Source organism: Lipingzhangella halophila (assembly GCF_014203805.1).
Lineage (GTDB): Bacteria > Actinomycetota > Actinomycetes > Streptosporangiales > Streptosporangiaceae > Lipingzhangella > Lipingzhangella halophila.
This window is the reverse complement of the sequence record NZ_JACHJT010000001.1, coordinates 4,992,864-5,012,986: the sequence shown is the minus strand read 5'-3', so window position 1 is coordinate 5,012,986 and position 20,123 is coordinate 4,992,864. Positions and strand designations below refer to the sequence as shown.

Genomic DNA, 20,123 nt, shown 5'->3' with positions numbered 1-20,123 from the left:
CCGTGGGGGTCTTATGCCAACGCTTCGCCGACGCATTCTCGAATTCCTCCCCAGGCTCAACGTCCACGTGAAGGACCTGGAGTCGGGGGCCGCACTGGTGACACGACGCAACGGCTACCGGGTCACCCCGGTGGGGCCGCGGTCCTGGCTGGTCAGGCGGGGCAAAGACGGCTTCACCGATCAGATATCCCGCATGGCCGAGACCTCCTCCGCCAAGAAGTGGTCGTCCGTCGGGCTCGGCCCGAACGCGCACCTGTTTGTCAACGGCAAGCAGGACGACGCCGACGAATTCCAGATGCAGAAAGCCGCCCAGGACTACATGGGCGCCCGCCACGTCGCCGCACTACTGCGCCATTACCAGGTGAACTGCGTCTTCGACGTCGGCGCGAACATCGGGCAGTACGGCAGGCGGCTGCGCCAGCACGGCTACACCGGGCGGATCGTCTCCTTCGAACCGGTCGCCACCATGACCGAGAAGCTGCGGCGCGCCGCCGAGAACGACCCCGAGTGGTGGGTGTACCCGTACGCGCTGGGACGCGAGGAGCGCGTCGACACCATCAACGTCGTCTACGGCTCGATGAGCTCGATCCTCGACCCCACCACGTTCGGCAACGAGCGCTATAAGCGGTTCCGCAACACCCGGTCCCAGGAGATCGACATCCGCCGGCTCGACAGCCTGATGGATGAGGCGCTGAAGGGCATCGACGCACCGCGCTCGTACCTCAAGCTCGACACCCAGGGCTACGACCTCGAAGCCTTCGCCGGCGCCGGCGTCTACAAGAGCGAGTTCGTGGGGTTGCAGTCCGAGGTCGCGCTGATGCGGATCTACGAGGGCATGCCGCGGATGGCCGAGGCGATCGAGGCCTACGAGGCCGAAGGTTTCGAGATAACCGGCATGTTCCCGGTGACCCGTGAGGAAACCACCGGCCGGGTGCTGGAGTTCGACTGCGTGATGGTGCGCGCCGACGCCATGCAGTCGTGACCCGCTCCGTGGCTGCGCGAGACGCTTCGGGCGGAGTGCGGTGAGACGCAGGGAGCCCCGAGAACCCTGCGCGGGAGCCGTTTCGGACCGGCGCGCGACCGGTTCGGCTACCGGGGCCGCATGCCCATGGCCCCAGCGGAGGCCGGGCGGTCGGGCGCATGGCGATCCGCGGCGAGCACCCGGGTGGCTGCTCGCGCGAACCGGCGTAGCGGACCCCGGTCCGGCGGGCGCACACCCGCAACGAGCCCCGGCCTCGCCCGCCCGAGCGCGCCCTCGCGCGCGGCGAGTCGTCGCGCGGTAACCGTGCCGGTGTCCGGGCGAACAGCGCGCACAGCAGTAGGGCCAGCGGGGCCGTGGCGGCGTGCTGCCCGGTACGCGCCGTGGCTCGCCGGCGCCGCCGCGGGTGCGCTCGCGGTAGGGCCGGGACTGGCGCCGGGGCTCGTGCTCCGGTACGACATGGTGTTCGTGCCCGACCCGCCGTTGTCGGCGGTGACCCTCGGCGCGGGCGGCGGCTTTCCGCGCGCCGTTCCGAGCGATGCCGTTGTGGGCGCGCTGGGGCTGCTGCTCCCGGCGCACGCCGTCCAAGCGTTGGTGCTGCTGGCGATCTTCACCCTGGGGGCGGCCGGAGCGGCCCGGCTGGTTCCCGGGACACCTCCGGTGCCCGGCGTTGCCGCCGGGCTCTGCTACGTGTGGAACCCGTTCGTCGCCGAACGGCTGCTGCTCGGCCAGTGGGCGGTCCTGCTCGGCTACGCCGGCCTGCCGTGGGTGCTGGCCGCGGCCGCGCGGCTGCACCGCGCCCGCGACCTCCCGCGTGTTGTGGTGGCGCTGCTGCCGGCCGCGATCGGCGGGTTCTCCGCGATGGTGCTGTCGGCGCTGGTGGCGGTGCCCACCGCCGTTGTGCGCGGCCGGGCGTTCCCCCGGCTGTGGCGGGCGTTGTACCCCGCGGCGCTGCTCGGCGCGGCGCTGCTGGCACTGAGCCTGCCCTGGCTGATCCCGGCGCTGGGCAGCGACGCGCGGACCGACCCGGCCGCGGTGGACCTCTTCGCCGCCCGCTCCGACACCCCGTTCGGTGTCGTGGGCTCACTGTTCGCACTCGGCGGGATCTGGACCGCCCACGCTGTGCCGGCGGGATACGGGCAGGTGTTCCTGGCCCTGGGCCGGTTGGCGCTGGCGCTGGCCGCTGTCGCCGGGTGGGTGTGGCTGCTGCGGCGGCACCGGATGGCCTTCGGGGCGGGGCTGAGCGTGGCGGCGGCCGCGGGATTCGCGATCGCGCTCTTGGGCGTGGGAGAGCCCGGCCGCGCTCTGCTCCGCTCCCTCATCGAAGGGTGGTCGGGGTTCGGCCCGTTGCGCGACGGCCACCTCTACGTGGCCCCGCTCGCGCTGCTGCAGGCGGTCGGGTTCGGCGGGGTGGTGCGCTGGATGTGGGGCGAGAACACGGGAAACGGGCAGTACGCGCCGGAAGCTCCGGGGGGACCCCTGGCTTCGGGTGCGGTCGAGCGGTCCTCCGCCCCACCGGCGCGCCCCCGGCGGCTGTGGCGGGATCCAGCGGCCGTCGCCGGCCCAGTGGCGGCGGTGCTGCTGGTTCTGGTACCCGTGGTGCTGCTGCCCGGGCTCGTGTGGGGTGCGGCGGGGCGGCTGGCGCCGGTCGAGTATCCGGCGGACTGGCAGCGGGTCCGCGAGATCGTGGCGCGGGATTCGCGCCCGGGCGCGGTGCTGTCGCTGCCCTGGAGTGCCTACCGAGGGCTTGACTGGCGGGCCGACGGGCGTACCGTCGTGGTACTCGACCCGGCGACCAAGCTGTTCGACCGCCGGGTCGTGTGGAACGACAACCTCCGTGTCGGCGAGGACAGCGGGGTCCGCGTCGTCGAGGGCGAGGACCCGCTCGCACGGCGGGTCGCACCCCTACTCGATCCCACCCGGCCGTACGAGGCCGCCCCCGACCTCCCCTCCCGCCTTGGTGAGCTGGGGGTGCGCTACGTGCTTATCGAGCGCGCCGCCGCCGACGAGATCACCGCTGCCGACGGCGCGAGCAGCCCTGGCGAGAACACGTTCTGGTATGACCTCCCGGGCGTCCGCACCGCACACGACGGCTCCGAGCTGCTGCTCCTGGAGTTGCCAGAGCGCCATGTTGAAGCGGAGAGTGCGGACCTTTCGGGGTTGGAAGTTACCGGCTGGTTGGTTACAGTTGGAGCAACAATCTGGTCCCTGGCTGTATCAGGTTCTAGTCTCGTTCCGATGCGTCCGGGCCTGAGTGCCGGGACGGTATCGCGGAAGGAGAGCTTCAAGTGATCAAAGTTATCGCCGCGTGCGTCGTCGGCGCGGCCATGGCCGCAGGCCTGGCCCTCGCGGGAACCAGTGTCGCCGCGAACGCCGGGGCGTCAGCGGAGCCGGTGAACGAGCCGCTCTACAACTACGGCGACCGCTAGGCAGTGTTCTATGGGCTCGCTTCGCTCGCGGGCGCCTGGAGGCCGGGAACCTTCGGATCCTGCGGCGTGGTCGCTCGTTCCTCGCTCCCTCACCTCCGGACCCTCCAGAACCCCGGCGGCGCCCGAGGTGTTTTCTGGGCTCGCTGGCGCTCGCCTGGTCGGGCGCCTGGAGGCCGGGAACCTTCGGGCACCTCCGGTGTGGCGCCCAATCGGCTCCGCTGGTCGCGGGCGCCCCACCTGCGGACCCTCCAGAACCCCGGCGGCGCCCGACTGTGTTTTTTGGGCTCGCTGGCGCTCGCCGGGTCGGGCGCCTGGAGGCCGGGAACCTTCGGGCACCTCCGGTGTGGCGCCCAATCGGCTCCGCTGGTCGCGGGCGCCCCACCTGCGGACCCTCCAGAACCCCGGCGGCGCCCGACTGTGTTTTTTGGGCTCGCTGGCGCTCGCCGGGTCGGGCGCCTGGAGGCCGGGAACCTTCGGGCACCTCCGGTGTGGCGCCCAATCGGCTTCGCTGGTCGCGGGCGCCCCACCTGCGGACCCTCCAGAACCCCGGCGGCGCCCGACCCGACCCCAAGCCGTTAGGCACTCCCGGAAACAGCCCCTAGCCGCCGAGGTGGCCCTACTGCGCGGCGGCGCCGCGGGCTTTTGAGGACTCGCCGCTTGCGCACCGGCCACCCGTGTGTACCCCCAGTTCTCCGTCCCGTCCGGCACCACGCACCACCACCCCGGGCGTGCCGCCGCCGAACGGTCGGTGCGCGAACGCTCGCAAGAGGGCGGAGAAGGAGAGCAAGTGGTCTTCGAACCGACACCCCGCATTCGCGGCGCCACGTTCGGGCCACCGGTGGAGGCCCCCGCCGCACCTGCGCCGCGTGCACGGCGCGCGCCCGAGAGCGCCCCGCTCGGCGACCGTGCCCCCTCCGCGGAGGCGCCCGAGCCCCGTCTCGACGGCACCCGCGTGGTGCTGGTGAACTGGCGGGACCCGTGGCAGACCGTGGCCGGCGGGGCCGAGGAGTACGCCTGGCGCATGGGCCGGCACCTGACCCGCGCGGGCGCGTCCGTCACCTACCTGACCAGCCGGGAGGCCGGCCAGGCGGGCCGTGAGTCGCGCGAGGGTATCGACATCCGCCGCATGGGCACCAAGTTCACGGTGTACCCGCTGGCGGTCCTCTGGCTGCTGGTGCGGCGGTGGCGCTTTGATGCCGCGCTCGACTGCATGAACGGCATCCCGTTCTTCACCCCGTTGGTGCTGCGCCGGCGCACCCGCGTGCTCAGCATCGTGCACCACGTTCACGACCTGCAGTTCAACGCGTACTTCCGCCGTCCTGTGGCCTGGTTCGGGAGGTTTCTGGAGAGCCGCGTCGCCAGTCTCGTCTACCGCTCCTGTCCCACGGTCACCGTCTCGGAGTCCTCCCGCCGCGCGATGCGCGAGAAGCTGCGGTGGCGTGCCCCGATCGCGGTCATCCACAACGGCAGTCCGCCGAGCCAGCCGATGGCGCCCGGTCGCGTCCCCTCCCCGGAGGAGATGGGGTACCCCGCGATCGTCAGCCTGGGCCGGCTCGTCGTCCAGAAGCGGGTGACCCGGGTTCTCGACATCGCCGCCGACCTCGGCACGTCGTGGCCGGACCTGCGGCTGCACGTCGTCGGGCGCGGGCCCGAGAGCGAGCGGCTGACCGAGCGCATCGACCGCGAGGGGCTGCACGACCGGGTGCGGCTGCACGGGTTCCTCGCGGAGGAGGACAAGAACGCCATCCTCGCTGGTTCGCTGCTGCACGTCACCGCCTCACAGTTCGAAGGCTGGGGGCTCACTGTGATCGAGGCCGCCGGCCTCGGGGTGCCCACAGTCGCCTACGATGTCGACGGTCTTCGCGATTCGGTACGACACGGAGAAACCGGCTGGTTGGTGCACGAGGGGGAGGCGTTGACAGAGGTTGTCGACAAAGCTCTGGTCGAGCTGAGCGATCCTCTCCGCGCGGCGGAGATCCGCCGCAACTGCCGTGCCTGGGCGGCGCGGTTCACCTGGGAGCGCAGCGGCGCCGCGATGGTGCGGCTCGTCGCGTGTTCTGACTATGGGCCCGGCGGCCCAGAGGCGGGCACGTGACCCTGCCCGGTACCGGTCGCGGCGGGGAGGACAGCGGGGGCGCGGACGCTAACCCTGCCACCGACAACGGAACCGGCACGGACACTGACGGCACCCTGCGGCGGCGCCTCAAGCTGTTCGGTGTCTGCCTGCTGCTCGGCGGCCTCGCGCTCAGTCTCGACCCGGAACGGATCGTCGGCGACACCAAGATCGACCTGGTGATCAACCCTCTCGGTTTCCTGCAGCGTGCCCTGAATCTGTGGGATCCCGCCTACTTCGGGCAGTTGCAGAACCAGGCGTACGGCTATCTCTTCCCGAACGGCCCGTTCCACGCCCTGTTCATCGCCCTGGACATGCCCCCCTGGCTGGTGCAGCGCCTCTGGCTTGCCGTGCTGCTGTGCGCGGCGTTCCTCGGTACGGTGCGCCTGGCCGGGGCACTCGGCATCGGCACACTGCACACCCGCATCGTCGCGGGGCTTGCCTACGCCCTCGCGCCGCGCGTGCTCACGCTGCTCTCCTACAACTCGGCCGAGCTGCAGCCGATGCTCCTGCTGCCGTGGATCATGCTGCCGCTGGTATACGGCACCCGGCACGGCCGCAGCCCGATGCGCATGGCCATGCTGTCGGCCCTGGCGTTCCTGTGCTGCGGCGGCACCAACGCGGCCTCGGAGCTGGCGGTCCTGGTGGTACCGCTGCTCTACCTGCTCACCCGGAAGAACGGTGCGCGCAAGTGGCGGCTGCTCGTGTGGTGGCTGGTCGCGCTGTTCCTGGTGTCCTTCTGGTGGCTGGCCCCGCTGTTCCTTATGGGGCGTTACGTGTTCTCCTTCATGCCGTTCACCGAGGACGCGGCCACCACCCTGAGCGTCACCTCCCTCACGAACGCGCTGCGCGGCGCTGCCAACTGGATGGGCTATGTCCCCACCCAGCAGGCGACGCTGCCGGCCGGAGCGGAGCTGGCCACCACGCCGTGGCTGGTCGCGGCGACGGCGGTGGTCGCCGGCCTCGGCCTGACCGGCCTTGTGCACCGCCGCATGCCGGAGCGGACGTTCCTGGCGCTGTGCGTGCTCACCGGCACCGCGATCATCGTGTCCGGCTACACCGGATCCTTGAGCGGGGCGCTGGCGCCGTCGGTCCAGCCGATGTTCGACGGGGTGCTCAGCCCCTTCCGCAACATCCACAAGTTCGACGCCGCGATCCGGCTGCCGGTGGCGCTGGGCCTCGCGCAGCTACCGGTGGCGATCGGGCGGGACAACGCCGACCGCCGCGCCGGGATCATGCGCGCGCTCGCCCTGCCGCCCTCCGTCGCCCGCCGCTCGGTCGCCGGCGTCAGCGCGGTGGCGTTCACCGCGACACTCACCCCCGTCGCCACGGTCGGGGTGGCGCCCAACGGGTCCTTCGGGGAGATCCCGGAGTACTGGTACGAGGCAACCGACTGGATCGACGAGAACGCCCACGCGGGCATGACCATGGCCGTGCCCGGATCCGCGCGCGGCGAGTACGAGTGGGGCCGGCCCATGGACGAGCCCATGCAACCCCTCATGGAGAGCGCCTGGACCAACCACCAGATCATCCCCTGGGGGTCGGCCGGCGTCTCGCGGCTGAACCAGGAGATCGACCAGCGCATCTCGTCCGGCCGCGGGTCCGCGGGCCTGACCGCGGCACTGGCCCGTATGGGTGTGACCCACCTGCTCGTGCGCAACGATCTGCAGCGAAGCGGAAACAATGGCGGGTGGCCGGCCCGGGTGCACCAGGCACTCGCGGAGTCCCCCGGTATCAGCCACGAGAAGTCCTTCGGTCCCGAGATCGGCTCCCTGGAGGTGCACCGCGCAGCGGAGTACACCGACCAGCCCTACCGTGCCGTCCAGGTGTACACCGTGGCCGGCGCCGCTCCCACGGTGGGTACCGTGCCGGCCGACGAGGCGCTGCGGGTTACCGGCGGCCCCGAGTCGCTGCTCGCCATGGCCGAGCGGGGCATGCTGCGCGACGACCGTCCGGTCATCGTCGGCGACGACCCCGGGGCGGAGGACATCGCCGCCGAGGACACCGTCGTCACCGACACCTCGCGGCGCCGGGAGATCGTCTACTCCGACGTGCGCCACAACACCAGCAACACCCTCGCCGCGGACGAGGAGCTGCAACGCGACGCGCCCGCGCCCGACATCATGGACCCGGCCTGGGAGGACTTCACGTCCGTGGCCGAGTACTCCGGCATCGAGTCGGTGAGCGCCTCCTCGTCGGAGTCCGGCGCCAACGCCAGCCCCGAGGTCCGCGACCCGGGCCGCGCCCCGTTCGCGGCGTTCGACGGGTTCGAGGGCACCTCCTGGCGCTCCAGCGCGTACGGCGGGGCCCTCGGCGAGTGGCTGGAGGTCGAGTTCAGTGAGCCGCGCGAGGTGGGCGAGCTGAGCGTCAGCTTCGAGCAGATCCCCGGCGAGCCGCCCCCGTCGAGAGTCAGCCTCATCACCGACGACGACCGCACCACGGCGGCCGTGGCCGCCACCGACGAGCCGCAGGACCTCGTGGCGCCACCGGGGGAGACCGGCACGCTGCGGATCCGGATCGACGAGCTCGCCTGGGAACCGGAGTACCGGTTCGGCACTCGCGCCGGCATCAGCGACATCTCCGTGTCGGGACTCGACCCCGAGCGCACATTGCGCGTGCCGGGGGTCGCCGACGCCGAGAACATCCTGTTCACCGGGTCAACGGGAACCGTTCCGGGTTGCATGCGGGGGTCGATAATGTGGGTGTGCAACCCCGAAATCGCGGTGCAGGGCGAGGACGCCTACTCCCTTGACCGCACGTTCGAGCTGTCCGCGGACGCGGCGTCGGGGCGGCACAGTGTCAGTGGCGAGGTCGTCATCACCGACCCGGTCGACGTGCAGAACGCGGCCAACCGCGAAGGCGGCTACCCCGAGGTCGACTCGACGTCCACCGCCGTACAGCACCCGGCGGCGATGGGACGCAACGCCTTCGACGGGGACGACGGCACGATCTGGTACCCCGATCCGGGCGACGAAGCGCCGTCGCTGGATGTCGACCTGGGCGAGAAGACCAAGGTCGACGCCATACAGGTGAACTTCCCGCGGCCCGACAGCGTCCTGCGTCCGGTACGGGCCACCGTCGAGACCGGCTCCACGGTGCGAGAGGGCTGGCTCGACGGCGACGGCCAGCTGAGCTTCGCACCGGTCAGCACCGACGAGCTCATCCTCACCTTCGATCCCCCCGAAGGACAGCCGCTGGAGGTCTCCGGGATCTCCCTGCCGGGAGTGGATCCCCTGGAGGAGATCGAGGGCGGCGACGTCCGCACCGTGTGCGGGCTGGGCCCGACCCTGCGGGTGAACGGCGAGCGGGTGGACACCCGCATCACCGGCGGGAGTGTCGAGGGCCAGCTCAACGGGTCCGCGGTGCGCTACGAGAGCTGCGACGACGTGGGCCTGCAGGAGGGCGGCAACCGCGTCCGGGTGGAACCGGGCAACCGCTACCGGATCGAGTCGGCGCAGATCGAACCGTCCGGCGCGGAGGAGCGCGACGAGGTGCGGACCGCCGACGTTTCGGAGGTCGCCGGCTGGGGCGACAGCGAGCGACGGCTTGATGTCGACGTGGCCGAGGACAGCTACCTGGTCGTCAACGAGAACTTCAACGACGGCTGGGTCGCGACCGTCAACGGGTCGGACACCACCTTGGAACCGGTCCGGCTCGACGGGTGGAAACAGGCGTGGCTGCTGCCCGCCGGCACCTCGGGAACGGTGACCCTGAGTTACGCCCCCGACGACGCCTACCACGCGGCCCTCGGTATCGGTGCCGTGCTGGCCCTGGTAGCCGGCCTGCTGGCGCTGCGCCGGCCGCGTGGCCGGTGGGCGACGCGCGCGGCCGCTTCCCCCGCCGCCCGCCCGGGAGGGGTCCCGCGGGGCGTGCTGATCGCGCTCGGAGTGGGTTACGGCGTGTGGGTGGCCGGGGCCGCGGGTGCGGGACTCACCGGGGCCGCTCTGCTGCTCGTCTGGTGGCTGAGCCGCGCCCCGTCGGAGCGCATCCGCTACGCCAAGCCCGGCCGGCCGCTGCTGGGCGGGCGGGTCATCCGGTCGCTCGGGAGCCCGTGGACCGTGCTGGTGAGTCTGGGATGCGCCGGGCTGGCGCTGGGGGCCGGCAACTACCTGGTGCTGACCATGCCGTTCCATGAGGTGAGCGAGTGGCTCGGGGAAGCGCTGCGCGGCTGGGTCGCGCAACTGTGCTGCCTTCCGGCGCTCGCCAGGCTGGTGCTGTCCCTGGGCAACGTCTCCGGGCCGGACCGGGCTCCCGCCGCTGACCCCGCGGCTTCCGCCGCCGCGCAAGAGGGCCGCCCCGGCCCCGAGGACAGCCGGGACACCCGCGGACGCGAGGAGCGCGACAGCGAAGAGGTGACGGCGTGATGCCGCGCCGCCCCACCGCTGACCCCGAGGACCCGGTCCCTTTCCAGCCGGATGAAGGGACCGGATCCGGGCGGCCAACGCGGGAAGGGCCAGGTGCGCTGCGGCGCAACCCCGGGCCCGCGCTGGTCGCGCTGGGGGCGTTCTGCGCCACGCTCGCGTTGCTGCTGCGGTTCTACGTCTACGGCCAACTGGCCGTGCTGCCGGGCGGCATCGAGCTGGAACTGCCGCTGGTCGACGAGTCGGCGAGCTATCTCGACACCAGCACCTGGAAAACGGTCGAAGAGGCCGAGGTGCGGCGGACCACCACCATTGACGGCACGGTCCGGCCCGGGGACTCCGGTGGTGCCACCTGGGAGATCTCGGTCGATACCGCCACCCCGGACACCATGCTCGACCACACGGACCGGCGGGTCATCGTGGACCGGTCCACCGGCCGCGCCGTGAACTGCTGCGGGGAGCACGTTGCCGGCGACCGCGCCGTGCGGCAGGCGGGGCTGGTGCTCTACTGGCCGGCCGGTGCCGCGGACCGGGAGCACACGTTCTACGACGCCGACATCCGGGCCGCCCCGCGCATGGTGTTCGACGGGCACGAGGACATCGCCGGCGTGCCCACCCGGAGGTACGTGCAGCAGATCGAGTCCACCCAGATTCCGGACTCCGCGCGCCAGGTCCCCGCCTCGGCACTCGACCTGGAGCGCAGCGGGACAGTCGAGGCGTCGCGGTGGCTGGAGCTGCGGCGCACCTACTGGGTCGAGCCGGTCAGCGGCTACCTGGTGCGCGCCGTCGAGGAACGGCGCGAGACGCTGCGCGCGGAGGACCGCGGGGGCGAGCGCGTGCTGCTGGACGCCGAACTCGCGATGCCGGACCGTTCGGTCGCGGCGTACGCCGAACGGGCCGAGAACCGGGCCCGGCTTCTCAGCGCACTGCGGGCGTGGGTGCCCATCGGGCTGGGCGCGGTGGGCGGACCGCTGGTCCTGGTGGGTCTGGCGTGGTCTTTCGTACGCGACCGGCGCGCCGCCATGGCGGATCCGCCCTCTGCCGAATCCGGGGAACCGGAGCCGGCCGCGGGAGAGTGACGCGGCCGCGCCAGCCCCCGGTGATCGCTACTGGTGCCCGAGGGTTGCGCGGCTAACGAGGGCGGCGACGGCAGCGGGTGGGTCGGCCCCGTGGGGTCGCTCCTGGTGCCCGGTGGTTGCGCGCGCGATGGGGGCGGCGACGGCGCGGGATGGTTGTGGTGGGTGCGTGGCGGTGCGGGTGCCCGGTGGTCGAGCCCCCAACGAGAGCAGCGAGGTCCCTGCGGTCCCGCGGCGGGAACGACCCTTGGGGAGGGGGCCTCAGTGTGCCTGCTCGGTGGTGGGGCGCATCGGGGGTGTCCGTGGCGTCGTTCTCGGCGCTGAACGTGTCCCCACGGTCAGGGTCGGTGCGGGGCGCACCACCACCCGCCCGCCCGGGCCACGCACCGCCTTCGCTGCTCTCGTTGGTCGTGTCACCGTCGGGCACCAGGAGCGACTATTACGGGCTGGCCCACCCGGCGCCTTTGCTGCCCCCGTTGGGGGCGTCACCATCCGCTCGCCGCACCGATCATCACCAACCCGAGCCATCCGCCGTCTTCGCTGCCCTCGCCGGACGCCCAACCACCCGCCCGCATCACCGATCTAGCGTTTGCGCAGTACCAGGAGCAGGTTCCAGGTCACGATCTCGCGCACGCCCGGGATGTGGACGACGGGCCGCAGCCAGCTCGGCAGGTAGCGCGGCAGGATGTCCACCACCTCGGTGTCGCCGCGGTCGCGCGCCCAGGACAGCATCCGCGACGCTGACAGCGCGAACATGGTGCGGCCGAAGTCGTTCTTGGGGCGGTGGCCGTGCCGGCGGGTGAAGCGGCGGGCCGCGTAGGGGCCGCCCAGGTAGTGCCAGGGAGAGGTCTCGTGGCCGCCCCACGGGCAGAGCCACACCGTGTACGAGAGGTAGACGAGCCCTCCCGGCCGGGTTACCCGGACCATCTCGTCGGCCATGCGCTCGGGCTCGGACACGTGCTCCAGCACGTTGGAGGAGAGGCAGACGTCGACCGAACCGGTCCGCATGGGCATGTCGAGCGCGCTGCCGAGCAGCGCGGTCCCGGGCGGGGAGCCGCGCAGTCCCAGCTCGCGGGGGTCGGCGTCCACGCACACGCACCTGGCGCCGGCGGCGGTCAGCGCGTCGGTGAAGTATCCCGGCCCGCCGCCGACATCCACGACCACCGCGCCGTCGAGCGGGGTGTAGGAGCGCAGTTGGGCCACAGTGTCGCGGGCCAGGGTGCCGTAGAAGTGGTCCGGGTTGGTCTGCTCCTGCCGGAACGCCGAGAACAGGCGGAACGACCTGCCGAGCGTCGCCCGGAAGGGGGCCGGCCCGCCGGTGGTGGTGTCCTGGCCGGTCACCGCGCATCCCCCGGCGCCTCGGAGGAATCGACGGTGCCGAAGTGGCGCAGGTGCTGCCAGTGGTCCCCGCTCCAGTACTCGTCGGAGGCGACGATCCGGGCGCCACCGGGTTCGAGGAGGCGGGCCAGCCGTTCGGGGGGCAGCGTGTGCATCCGCATCGGGGCCGGGTACCGCAACAGGACGCGCTGCGCCACGCGGATCAGCGGCCAGGGGGTGTACCGGAAAGCCAGCCCTTTGAACGTGTGCGCCTCGCGGGCGGGAACCCCGATCACCAGGGCGCCGCCCGGCCGCACGACCCGGGTGAGCTCGCGCGTGTAGTCGGCCGCGAGGGAGGGCGGCAGGTGCTGTAGGACGAGGTCGCAGTACACGAGGTCGAATGCGGCGTCGTTGAGGTCCGCGAGGTTCGGTTCGGTGTTCAGCCAGTACTCGATGCGGCCACCGCTGCGGTCCAGCCGCCGGGCCTCGGCCAGCATGGGAGCGGAGATGTCAACACCGGTCACGGAGTCGAAGTGGGTGGCCAGCGCGTTGCTCAGCCGTCCGGCACCGCACCCGAAGTCAAGGGCACGGCCGCGGTGCGTGGGCAGGATCTCCAGTTCGTCGAGGCGCTTCAGGGCGGCGTCGACCTCGCGCTGGCCCGAGGCCAGGAACTCGTCGTCGTCCCAGCCTCCCCCGCGTTTCGCCGGGTCGACGCACACCGCCCAGAGCGGTTCGGCCGCTCCGAGCCGCGTCCAGTCCTTGCGTACCTCATCGAGGCCCACGGCCACCCCCCGAAACGGGCCTCCGGGCCCGGGTGGACCCGGTTCCACCGCCGCTTCCCCTGACGTTTCGGACCTGCGACGACGCCCGCGCTCTCAGTAGAACGTGTTGTATTCTGGCACCTCCTCATCCGGTAGCGCCAGTTGTGCTGGCAGGCCAGGGAAGAGAGCCGCATGAGCGATTCCGGGGACACCGCGGCCGCAACCGGAGCGGGGGTGAACGGGACACGGGACCGCGCCGCCGAGGGTGCTCCCGCTCCGCGCGATGGGCCGGGGTGGGCCCGGGCGGCGACCAACGCGGTGGGTCGCGGGCTGGCGGACCGGATCGCACTGGTCGGCATCCTGCTCATCGCCGCCTCACTCGGGCTGCGTGGCTACGTGCTGGGTGAGGCGTACTTCATCGAGGACGACTTCCTGTTCGTGGGGGAGGCGGCCACCGCCAGCCTTACCTGGGACTACCTTACTGACCTGCACAAGGGTCACCTGATGCCGGGCGCGATCCTGCTGGTCTACGCGCAGACGGCCATCGCGCCCTATGACTGGGCACTGACCGCCGGGGTCATGCTCGCCGTCCAGGCGGCCGCGTTCGCGGCGGCGTTCCGGCTGCTCTGGGTGGTCTTCGGGCGGAGATGGGCCATCCTCGCGCCGCTCGCGGTGTACGTGTTCGCCCCGTTGACCCTGCCGGTCCTCGCCTGGTGGTCCGCCGCGCTCAACGGGGTGCCGTTCCAGTTGGCGATAGCGCTCGCACTGCTGTGGACGGTGCGCTACCTGCGCACGGGCGAGCCGCGGCACGGTTGGCTGGCGGCGGGCGCCGTCGTGCTCGGCATGGCGTTCTCGGTGAAGGCGATGATGCTGCCACCGGTGCTGTTCGTGGTTGCCGCCGGGTTCCTGGTGCCGGGCCGGTTTCCGCGGGTGGTCCGGAACACCATCGTGCGCGACGCTCCGTTCTGGGCCGGGTTGGCCCTGCTGTCCGTCGGGCACGGCCTGCTCTACCTCTCGCGGGGCGACAGCGGAGGTGAGGGCGCCGCTGCGCCCGAGGCCGAACCGGCGTTCGAGGCGACTCGGAACCTCCTCGGCGAGACGTTTCCCGCAGGGGCGCTGGGCGGCCCGATCGACTGGAGCCCGGTCACCCCGTCCGGAGGGCTGATCAACCCGCACACGGCAGTGCTCCTGGGCTCGTGGGCGGCCCTGGCGCTGCTCGTGGTGCTGAGCCTGCTGGTGCGCCGCCGATCCTGGCGGGCGTGGGCGATCCTCGCCGGCTATCTGGTGATCGTGGACGTCCTTCCAACGCTCCTCGCCCGCGGGCGCTACGACGGGCTCGTGGGCCACGACCCGCGTTACGTGGCCGACGCCGCACTGCTGTTCGCGATCTGCCTGGCGTTCGCGTTCCTGCCGGCACGGGAGGAGGCCGAGAGCGGCGGGGTGTACCGCGACCCGTGGCGGAGGTTCCCGGCCCGGTGGGTGCGCGCCGGGGCCGCGGTCGCCACCGCCGCCTTCGTCCTGGTCGCGAGCTACTCCACGTACACCTTCGCGGGGACGCTCAGCGGCGACCGGGTGCGCTGGTACGTCGACACGGTGCGCACCTCGATGCGGGAGGTCCCGGACTGGGCGGGCATCTATCCCCGGCCCGTTCCGGAGGACATCGTGCTGCCGTGGAACGGTCCGCGCCGACTCAGCCACAATGTGCTCGGCCCGCTCGGGGAGGGCGATGTGCGCGACCGGGTGGCCACCCCCCGCCAGGCGGCCGGCGCGATGGTGTTCAACGACTCCGGGTACCTGGTGGAAGCGGTGCCCGCCGAGGACAGCGCGTTCTTCGGGCCACCGGAGGGCGAGGAGTGTGTGGCCACCTTCGATGGCGAGGCGATCTGGGACCTGCCGGCCTCCGGCGGCGACACCTACGTGCTCGGGATCGGGTACCAGTCCGAGGAGCCGACGGTGCTGAACGCCGTTGTCGGCGATGCCTGGGCCGAAGCCACCCTTCCTCCGGCACCCAACGGCGCCAACTGGTACGTCCCCATCGACGGTGCGGGCGAGCAGTTGCTACTGAACACCGACGAGGACGCGCTGTGCCTGCGGTGGGTCTCGCACGGCGAACTGGAACCGGCGACCCAGGGCGAGCCGCTCCAGGAGGAGGCCGGCGAGCAGGACGCTACGGACGGTTCTCCCGGCGGCGAGGCGGACGAGGCAGACAGCGAGGGCTCGGCCGGCGAGGATGACTGACGCGCCCCTTTCCCGCTAGGCGCGGTCCGGCCGTGCGCCGACCGTGCCGTACCAACGGCGGCACGGTGTCTCGACCCAGTGGTGGGTGGCCGCGGCCAGCAGGAGGGTCCCGATGGCCACGGGGGCCAGGTCGAACAGGAACGTCCCGGTGAAGACCTCCTGTTCGGTGAACTCGCGCCACAGGTAGAGCACCACGAACTGCCACAGGAAGATCCCGTACGAGATGCGGCCGAGATAACGGCTCACCGGGTGCCGGAGTACCGTGCCCAGCCACGCTCCGTTGGTCCAGCGCGGCGCCCCCGGGGCCGTGTGCCGCGGGGGCAGCAACGCGATCGGCGCGACGATGAAGAAGGCGAACAGGGTCGACATGACCATGCTGAACAGGGCCACCCACAGCCCTTCCACCCCGAAGAAGCGGGGTCCGGCCGCCGGGGTGGCCGCCAGCAGGTACACGATCAGCGCGAGCGCGCCGCACAGCGTGGCCGAGTGGGACAGGGTGCGGCAGAGGCGGCGCACCGGCCCGTCGGCCCCCGGTTCGCGCCAGGCCCACTCGGTGACGACGGCCAGCGCCATGCCCACAGCGAACATCCCCAGCGAGCGCGGTAGCCAGGAGTGCAGGTACGGCCGGGGCTCGGGGTAGAACTGCGGGATCAGCGCGAGCACCGCGACCACGCCCAGCGCGAGTATCCCGGCGAGCAGCCAGCGCGCCCGCCGGTTCACGTCGTCGCCGCCCCGTGCGGCCAGCCACGCGAGCACCAGCGCGAGCAGCGGGAGCAGCAGGTAGAAGCTGACCTCGACGCACAGGCTCCACATCTGGCCCAGCCCGTGCGGACCGGTGCCGTTCCACCAGGGGTCGAGGTTGTAGATGAACGTCAGGGTGAGGACCTCGACCCAGGCGCGCGCGGAGTCGAGGTGTTCCCGCGACCACAGCAGCAGTGCGGTGCCGGCGACGATCCAGTAGGCGGGCAGCACGCGCAGGCCCCGCCGCCACAGGTACCCGAGCACCCGCGGACCGGCGGTACCGTCGAGCGCCGCGCGTGCCCACGGGCGGTACAGCAGCAGCCCCGAGAGCGCGAAGAACAGCGGCACGCCGAACTCGCCGGCGGCGAGCAGCGCTCCGAAGACCCCGGGTTCGAGCGCGTCGCCGGTCTCCATGCCCACGTGGAAAACCAGCACCAGCAGCGCGGCGAGCGCGCGGATGCCGTCGAGTGGTTCCTGGTGCCCGCGGACCTGGGGCAGGCCCGGCGGCCGTGCGGGATCCGGGTCGTCGCCGGGGGAGCGCGGGGGGAGCTCGGAGGGGGCGGTCACCAGGGGCCTTCCAGCGGCGGCTCGGTGCGGCCGAGCTGTGCGCCCGGCACATTTCTCCCAGAGTAGAACATGTTATGAAAATTCAGCCTGGCCCTGGTGACGTTGCCCGCTACGGGCGAGTAGTCTACCGCAAACTGAACCAAGTTCCATATAGCAACCGTCGCGCCCGGGAGGGCACATGCGCCGTACCATTGCGGTCGTCTGCATTGCGCTGGGGGTCTTCAGTATCTCCCTCGCCCCCATGCTCCGATTCTGGGTGGCGGACGCCGTCATGAAAACCCCGATGGACTACTACGACCAGAAGGTCAACCGCGGGGAGAACGTCACCTACTTCAGCATCGAGGATGTGGAGCTGGTCGAGGGAGCGACGGTTGAGGCGACAACCACGCTTCGCAGCGATGTGGCCGCCAGCGGCGATGACACGGTGGTGTGGGACCAGTTCACCTGGGTCGAGGACGTCGACACCGGCTACGGGATCACCTCCACCGCCCGTCGCGCCGCCCACGACCGGGTCAGCGGCGAGTCCGTCGACTGCTGCGACCCCTCGGTCAACGACGAGATGGTGCACCAGGAGGGGCAGGCGTTCAAGTTCCCCTTCATGACCGAGCAGAAGGACTACGAGTTCTTCGACACCACCGTCCAGGAGACGCACCCGATCCGGTTCGACGGCGAAGAGACCATCGACGGCATGGAGACCTACCGGTTCGTGCAGGAGATCGACCCGACCAAGATCGGCGAGCGCGACCTGCCCCGCGACCTCGTCGGCATGGATGGCGAGGGCGACGTCACCGCCGACGAGATGTACTCGGTCACCCGGACCTACTGGATCGAACCCACCACCGGTACGCCCATCCACCTGAGCGAGGAACAGCGCCGCGTCGGCCAAGTCGACGGCGAGGAGGTCCTCGTCTTCTTCGAGGGGGACATGGTCTGGACCGACGAGACCGTCGACTCCAACATCGAGAGCACCCAGGACAGCCTGGCCTCCCTGAACCTCATCCGCGGTACCGTTCCGCTCCTGCTGGTTGTTGCCGGAGTGGGCTTCCTCGCCCCCGGCGTGCTGCTGCTGGTCCTCGCGGGCCAGGGTCGGCGCGCCCGGCAATGAGGCCGGGTCCGCGCCGTGTCTGATGCCACGCGCCGCCGCCCGCCGGCCCTGCCGGTCCCGCCACGGGCGCCGGAGCCGGCCGGGGCGGGCGTGACCGGGGTCGGCCTCGCCGCACGCGGCGTGGGGCTGCTGCGCGCCTGCCGGCCCAAGCAGTGGCTGAAGAACCTGCTGGTCTTCGCCGCTCCAGGCACGGCGGGGGTGCTGACCGAGCCGCGGACGCTGGGGTGGACCGTCCTCGCGTTCGTGTTGTTCTGCCTCGCCTCCAGCGGGAGCTACCTGCTGAACGACGCCCGCGACGCCGCCCGCGACCGGCTGCACGAGCGCAAGCGGCACCGGCCCGTCGCTTCCGGCGTACTCCCGGTGCCGGCCGCCATCGCGGTGGGTGCCGCGATGGTGCTGGCCGCCGTGCTCGCGGCCCTGGCCACGGGAAACCGGCCGCTGCTCGCCGTCATCACCGGGTACCTGCTGCTCACCGGTGCCTACACGCTGGTCCTGAAGAACGTCATCATCTGCGACATCGTGGCAATCGCCGGGTGCCACGTGCTGCGCGCGCTCGCCGGCGGCGCTGCGGTCGGGGTGTACCTGTCGAGCATGTTCCTGATCGTGGTCTCGCTGGCGGCGCTGCTCGTGGTCACCGGAAAGCGCGAGGCCGAGCTGCGCAACCCCGGCAACGGGCATGGCCGGGCGACCCTGGTCCACTACACCCGGAGCTACCTGACCCAGGTGCGCACCATGGTCTCCGGTGCGATGGTCGTCACGTACTGCCTGTGGGCGCTGGACGGGCGCACCGGCGCGGAGCCGTGGTTCCACGGGGCGAGTATCGTGCCGTTCATCGTGTTCGTGCTCCGCTACCACCTGCTGGTGGACCGGGGGGTGGGTGAGGAGCCCGAGGAGATCGCGCTGCGCGACCGGCCGCTGCAACTCTGCCTGGCGGCGCTGGTGCTGCTGGTCGCACTGGGCGTCTACGTCGATTGACCACGCCAGGGAGGCCGAGCGTGCGCGTGAGTCGCCGGATGCTCACCGGATGGGGCCGCACCGCCCCCACGTTGGCGACCGTAGCGCGCCCGCGCACCCCCGACGAGGTGGCGCTGCTGCTGCGCGAGACCGGCCAGGGAGGCATGGCGCAACGCGGGGCGATCGCCCGCGGCCTCGGCCGGTCGTACGGCGACGCCGCGCAGTGCGCCGGCGGGCTGGTCCTCGACTGCGCCGACCTCGGCCCCGGCTTCCGGATCGACCCGGCGACGGCGACGGTGACCGCGGCGGCCGGGACGAGCCTGGCCGAACTCACCCGAGGCCTGCTGGCGCACGGCTACTTCATCCCGGTGACCCCCGGGACCCGGCACGTCACCATCGGCGGAGCGGTGGGCGCCGACATCCACGGCAAGAACCACCACGTGTCCGGGTCTTTCGGGACGCACGTGCGGTCGCTGGGCCTGGTGGCGCCCGACGGAACGGTGCACCGGACCGGTCCGGAACGCGATCCGGAACTGTTCTGGGCCACCACCGGCGGCATGGGGCTGACCGGCGTCATCACCGAGGCAACGTTCGACCTGCTCCCGGTGGAGACGGCGAGCGTCCGCGTCGACACCGACCGCACCCCCGACCTCGACTCCGCGCTGGCGCTCATGAGCGCGACCGATGACGACTACACGTACTCGGTCTGCTGGATCGACCTGCTCGCGCGGGGCGCCGCGACCGGACGCGGTGTGCTCACCCGGGCCAACCACGCGGTGCCGGCCGACCTACCGCCCCGTATGCGCAGCGCGCCGCTGCGCTACCGCGCCAGGGAGCTCGCGGGCACGCCGCGGCGGGTCCCGCCCGGGCTGCTGAACACCTGGAGTGTGCGGGCGTTCAACGCTGCCTACTACGCCCGAGCCCCGGTCCTGCAGCGCGGCGCGCTCCAGGACCTGGCCTCCTTCTTCCATCCCCTGGACGCGGTGCGCGGCTGGAACCGGCTCTACGGGCCCCGTGGGCTGGTGCAGTACCAGTTCGCGGTGCCGTTCGGGCAGGAGGCGGCGCTGCGCCGGATCGTGGAGACGCTGGCGGCCGCCGGCGCGCCGTCGTTCCTGGCTGTCCTGAAACGTTTCGGGCCCGGAACCCCGGCGCCGCTGTCGTTCCCGTTGCCCGGCTGGACCCTGGCCGTGGACCTACCGGCGGACCTGCCCGGCCTGGCCGGCCTGCTGCGCTCCTTCGACGAGCGGGTGGCCGCGGCGGGCGGCCGGGTCTACCTGGCCAAGGACAGCAGGGCGGGCCCGGAGGCCGTGCATGCCATGTACCCCCGCCTCGACGCGTGGCGCCGGGTCCGCGAGCGGGTCGACCCCAAGGGGGTACTGCGCTCCGACCTCGCGCGCCGCCTGGAGCTGTGAGAGCGGCGGAGGCGGGCGGTGCTCTCATCGTCGGCGCCCAGGTCGCGCCCAATCCGGGCATAACGGGTGC

The 20,123-nt window shown here is 72.1% G+C and carries 13 protein-coding genes; 10 read left to right on the top strand and 3 right to left on the bottom strand.

Annotated elements, in window-relative coordinates; genetic code table 11:
• Positions 1-13: 13 nt before the first annotated feature.
• From F4561_RS22835 to pgfA (F4561_RS22810), 6 genes are all read left to right on the top strand, one after another.
• Positions 14-982: an FkbM family methyltransferase gene (locus F4561_RS22835; protein ID WP_184581418.1), complete on the top strand. Its 969-nt coding sequence runs from the start codon at positions 14-16 to the stop codon at positions 980-982.
• Positions 983-1,291: 309 nt separating this feature from the next.
• Positions 1,292-3,271: an MmpA family trehalose lipid delivery protein gene (locus F4561_RS22830; RefSeq protein WP_184581416.1), complete on the top strand. Its 1,980-nt coding sequence runs from the start codon at positions 1,292-1,294 to the stop codon at positions 3,269-3,271.
• On the top strand, positions 3,268-3,408 hold the full coding sequence (locus F4561_RS22825) for a hypothetical protein (protein WP_184581414.1): 141 nt from the start codon (positions 3,268-3,270) through the stop codon (positions 3,406-3,408). Before F4561_RS22830 ends, F4561_RS22825 begins: the two co-directional genes overlap by 4 nt.
• A gap of 787 nt (positions 3,409-4,195) precedes the next feature.
• Positions 4,196-5,503: a glycosyltransferase family 4 protein gene (locus F4561_RS22820; protein ID WP_184581412.1), complete on the top strand. Its 1,308-nt coding sequence runs from the start codon at positions 4,196-4,198 to the stop codon at positions 5,501-5,503.
• Positions 5,500-9,885: an alpha-(1->3)-arabinofuranosyltransferase gene (locus tag F4561_RS22815; protein WP_376773672.1), complete on the top strand. Its 4,386-nt coding sequence runs from the start codon at positions 5,500-5,502 to the stop codon at positions 9,883-9,885. Before F4561_RS22820 ends, F4561_RS22815 begins: the two co-directional genes overlap by 4 nt.
• Complete coding sequence (gene pgfA, locus F4561_RS22810) at positions 9,885-10,961, top strand: cell envelope lipid trafficking protein PgfA (protein ID WP_184581410.1); 1,077 nt, start codon at positions 9,885-9,887, stop codon at positions 10,959-10,961. Before F4561_RS22815 ends, pgfA (F4561_RS22810) begins: the two co-directional genes overlap by 1 nt.
• Positions 10,962-11,540: 579 nt before the next feature.
• Here pgfA (F4561_RS22810) and F4561_RS22805 read toward each other — a convergent pair.
• Both F4561_RS22805 and F4561_RS22800 read right to left on the bottom strand, forming a co-directional pair.
• Positions 11,541-12,299 (bottom strand): class I SAM-dependent methyltransferase, encoded by a 759-nt coding sequence (locus F4561_RS22805; protein ID WP_184581408.1) that lies wholly within the window; start codon positions 12,297-12,299, stop codon positions 11,541-11,543.
• Complete coding sequence (locus F4561_RS22800; protein WP_184581406.1) at positions 12,296-13,057, bottom strand: class I SAM-dependent methyltransferase; 762 nt, start codon at positions 13,055-13,057, stop codon at positions 12,296-12,298. The genes F4561_RS22805 and F4561_RS22800 overlap by 4 nt, the downstream gene beginning before the upstream one ends.
• Positions 13,058-13,228: 171 nt before the next feature.
• On the opposite strand from F4561_RS22800, the gene F4561_RS22795 reads away from it, so the two are divergent.
• Positions 13,229-15,274 carry a glycosyltransferase family protein gene (locus F4561_RS22795; protein WP_184581404.1) on the top strand — a complete coding sequence of 682 codons (2,046 nt, stop codon included), beginning with the start codon at positions 13,229-13,231 and terminating at the stop codon, positions 15,272-15,274.
• Between the two features lie 15 nt (positions 15,275-15,289).
• On the opposite strand, the gene F4561_RS22790 is transcribed toward F4561_RS22795, so the two are convergent.
• Positions 15,290-16,585, bottom strand: coding sequence for an acyltransferase family protein (locus tag F4561_RS22790; protein WP_221446226.1), 1,296 nt, complete (start codon positions 16,583-16,585; stop codon positions 15,290-15,292).
• A 175-nt stretch (positions 16,586-16,760) separates the two neighbouring features.
• On the opposite strand from F4561_RS22790, the gene pgfA (F4561_RS22785) reads away from it, so the two are divergent.
• From pgfA (F4561_RS22785) to dprE1, 3 genes are read left to right on the top strand one after another with little or no spacing between them, the layout of a single operon-like run.
• Positions 16,761-17,687 (top strand): cell envelope lipid trafficking protein PgfA, encoded by a 927-nt coding sequence (pgfA, locus tag F4561_RS22785; protein ID WP_184581400.1) that lies wholly within the window; start codon positions 16,761-16,763, stop codon positions 17,685-17,687.
• 15 nt (positions 17,688-17,702) lie between these two features.
• Positions 17,703-18,662, top strand: coding sequence for a decaprenyl-phosphate phosphoribosyltransferase (locus F4561_RS22780; RefSeq protein WP_376773671.1), 960 nt, complete (start codon positions 17,703-17,705; stop codon positions 18,660-18,662).
• Between the two features lie 38 nt (positions 18,663-18,700).
• Positions 18,701-20,053: an FAD-binding oxidoreductase gene (gene dprE1, locus F4561_RS22775; RefSeq protein WP_184584038.1), complete on the top strand. Its 1,353-nt coding sequence runs from the start codon at positions 18,701-18,703 to the stop codon at positions 20,051-20,053.
• The last annotated feature ends 70 nt before the right edge of the window (positions 20,054-20,123 follow it).

Coding starts and splice junctions, on each gene's coding strand:
- F4561_RS22835 (WP_184581418.1), top strand. CDS start 14: ATGCCAACGCTTCGCCGACGCATTCTCGAATTCCTCCCCAGGCTCAAC.
- pgfA (WP_184581410.1), top strand. CDS start 9,885: ATGCCGCGCCGCCCCACCGCTGACCCCGAGGACCCGGTCCCTTTCCAG.
- F4561_RS22795 (WP_184581404.1), top strand. CDS start 13,229: ATGAGCGATTCCGGGGACACCGCGGCCGCAACCGGAGCGGGGGTGAAC.
- pgfA (WP_184581400.1), top strand. CDS start 16,761: ATGCGCCGTACCATTGCGGTCGTCTGCATTGCGCTGGGGGTCTTCAGT.
- dprE1 (WP_184584038.1), top strand. CDS start 18,701: ATGCTCACCGGATGGGGCCGCACCGCCCCCACGTTGGCGACCGTAGCG.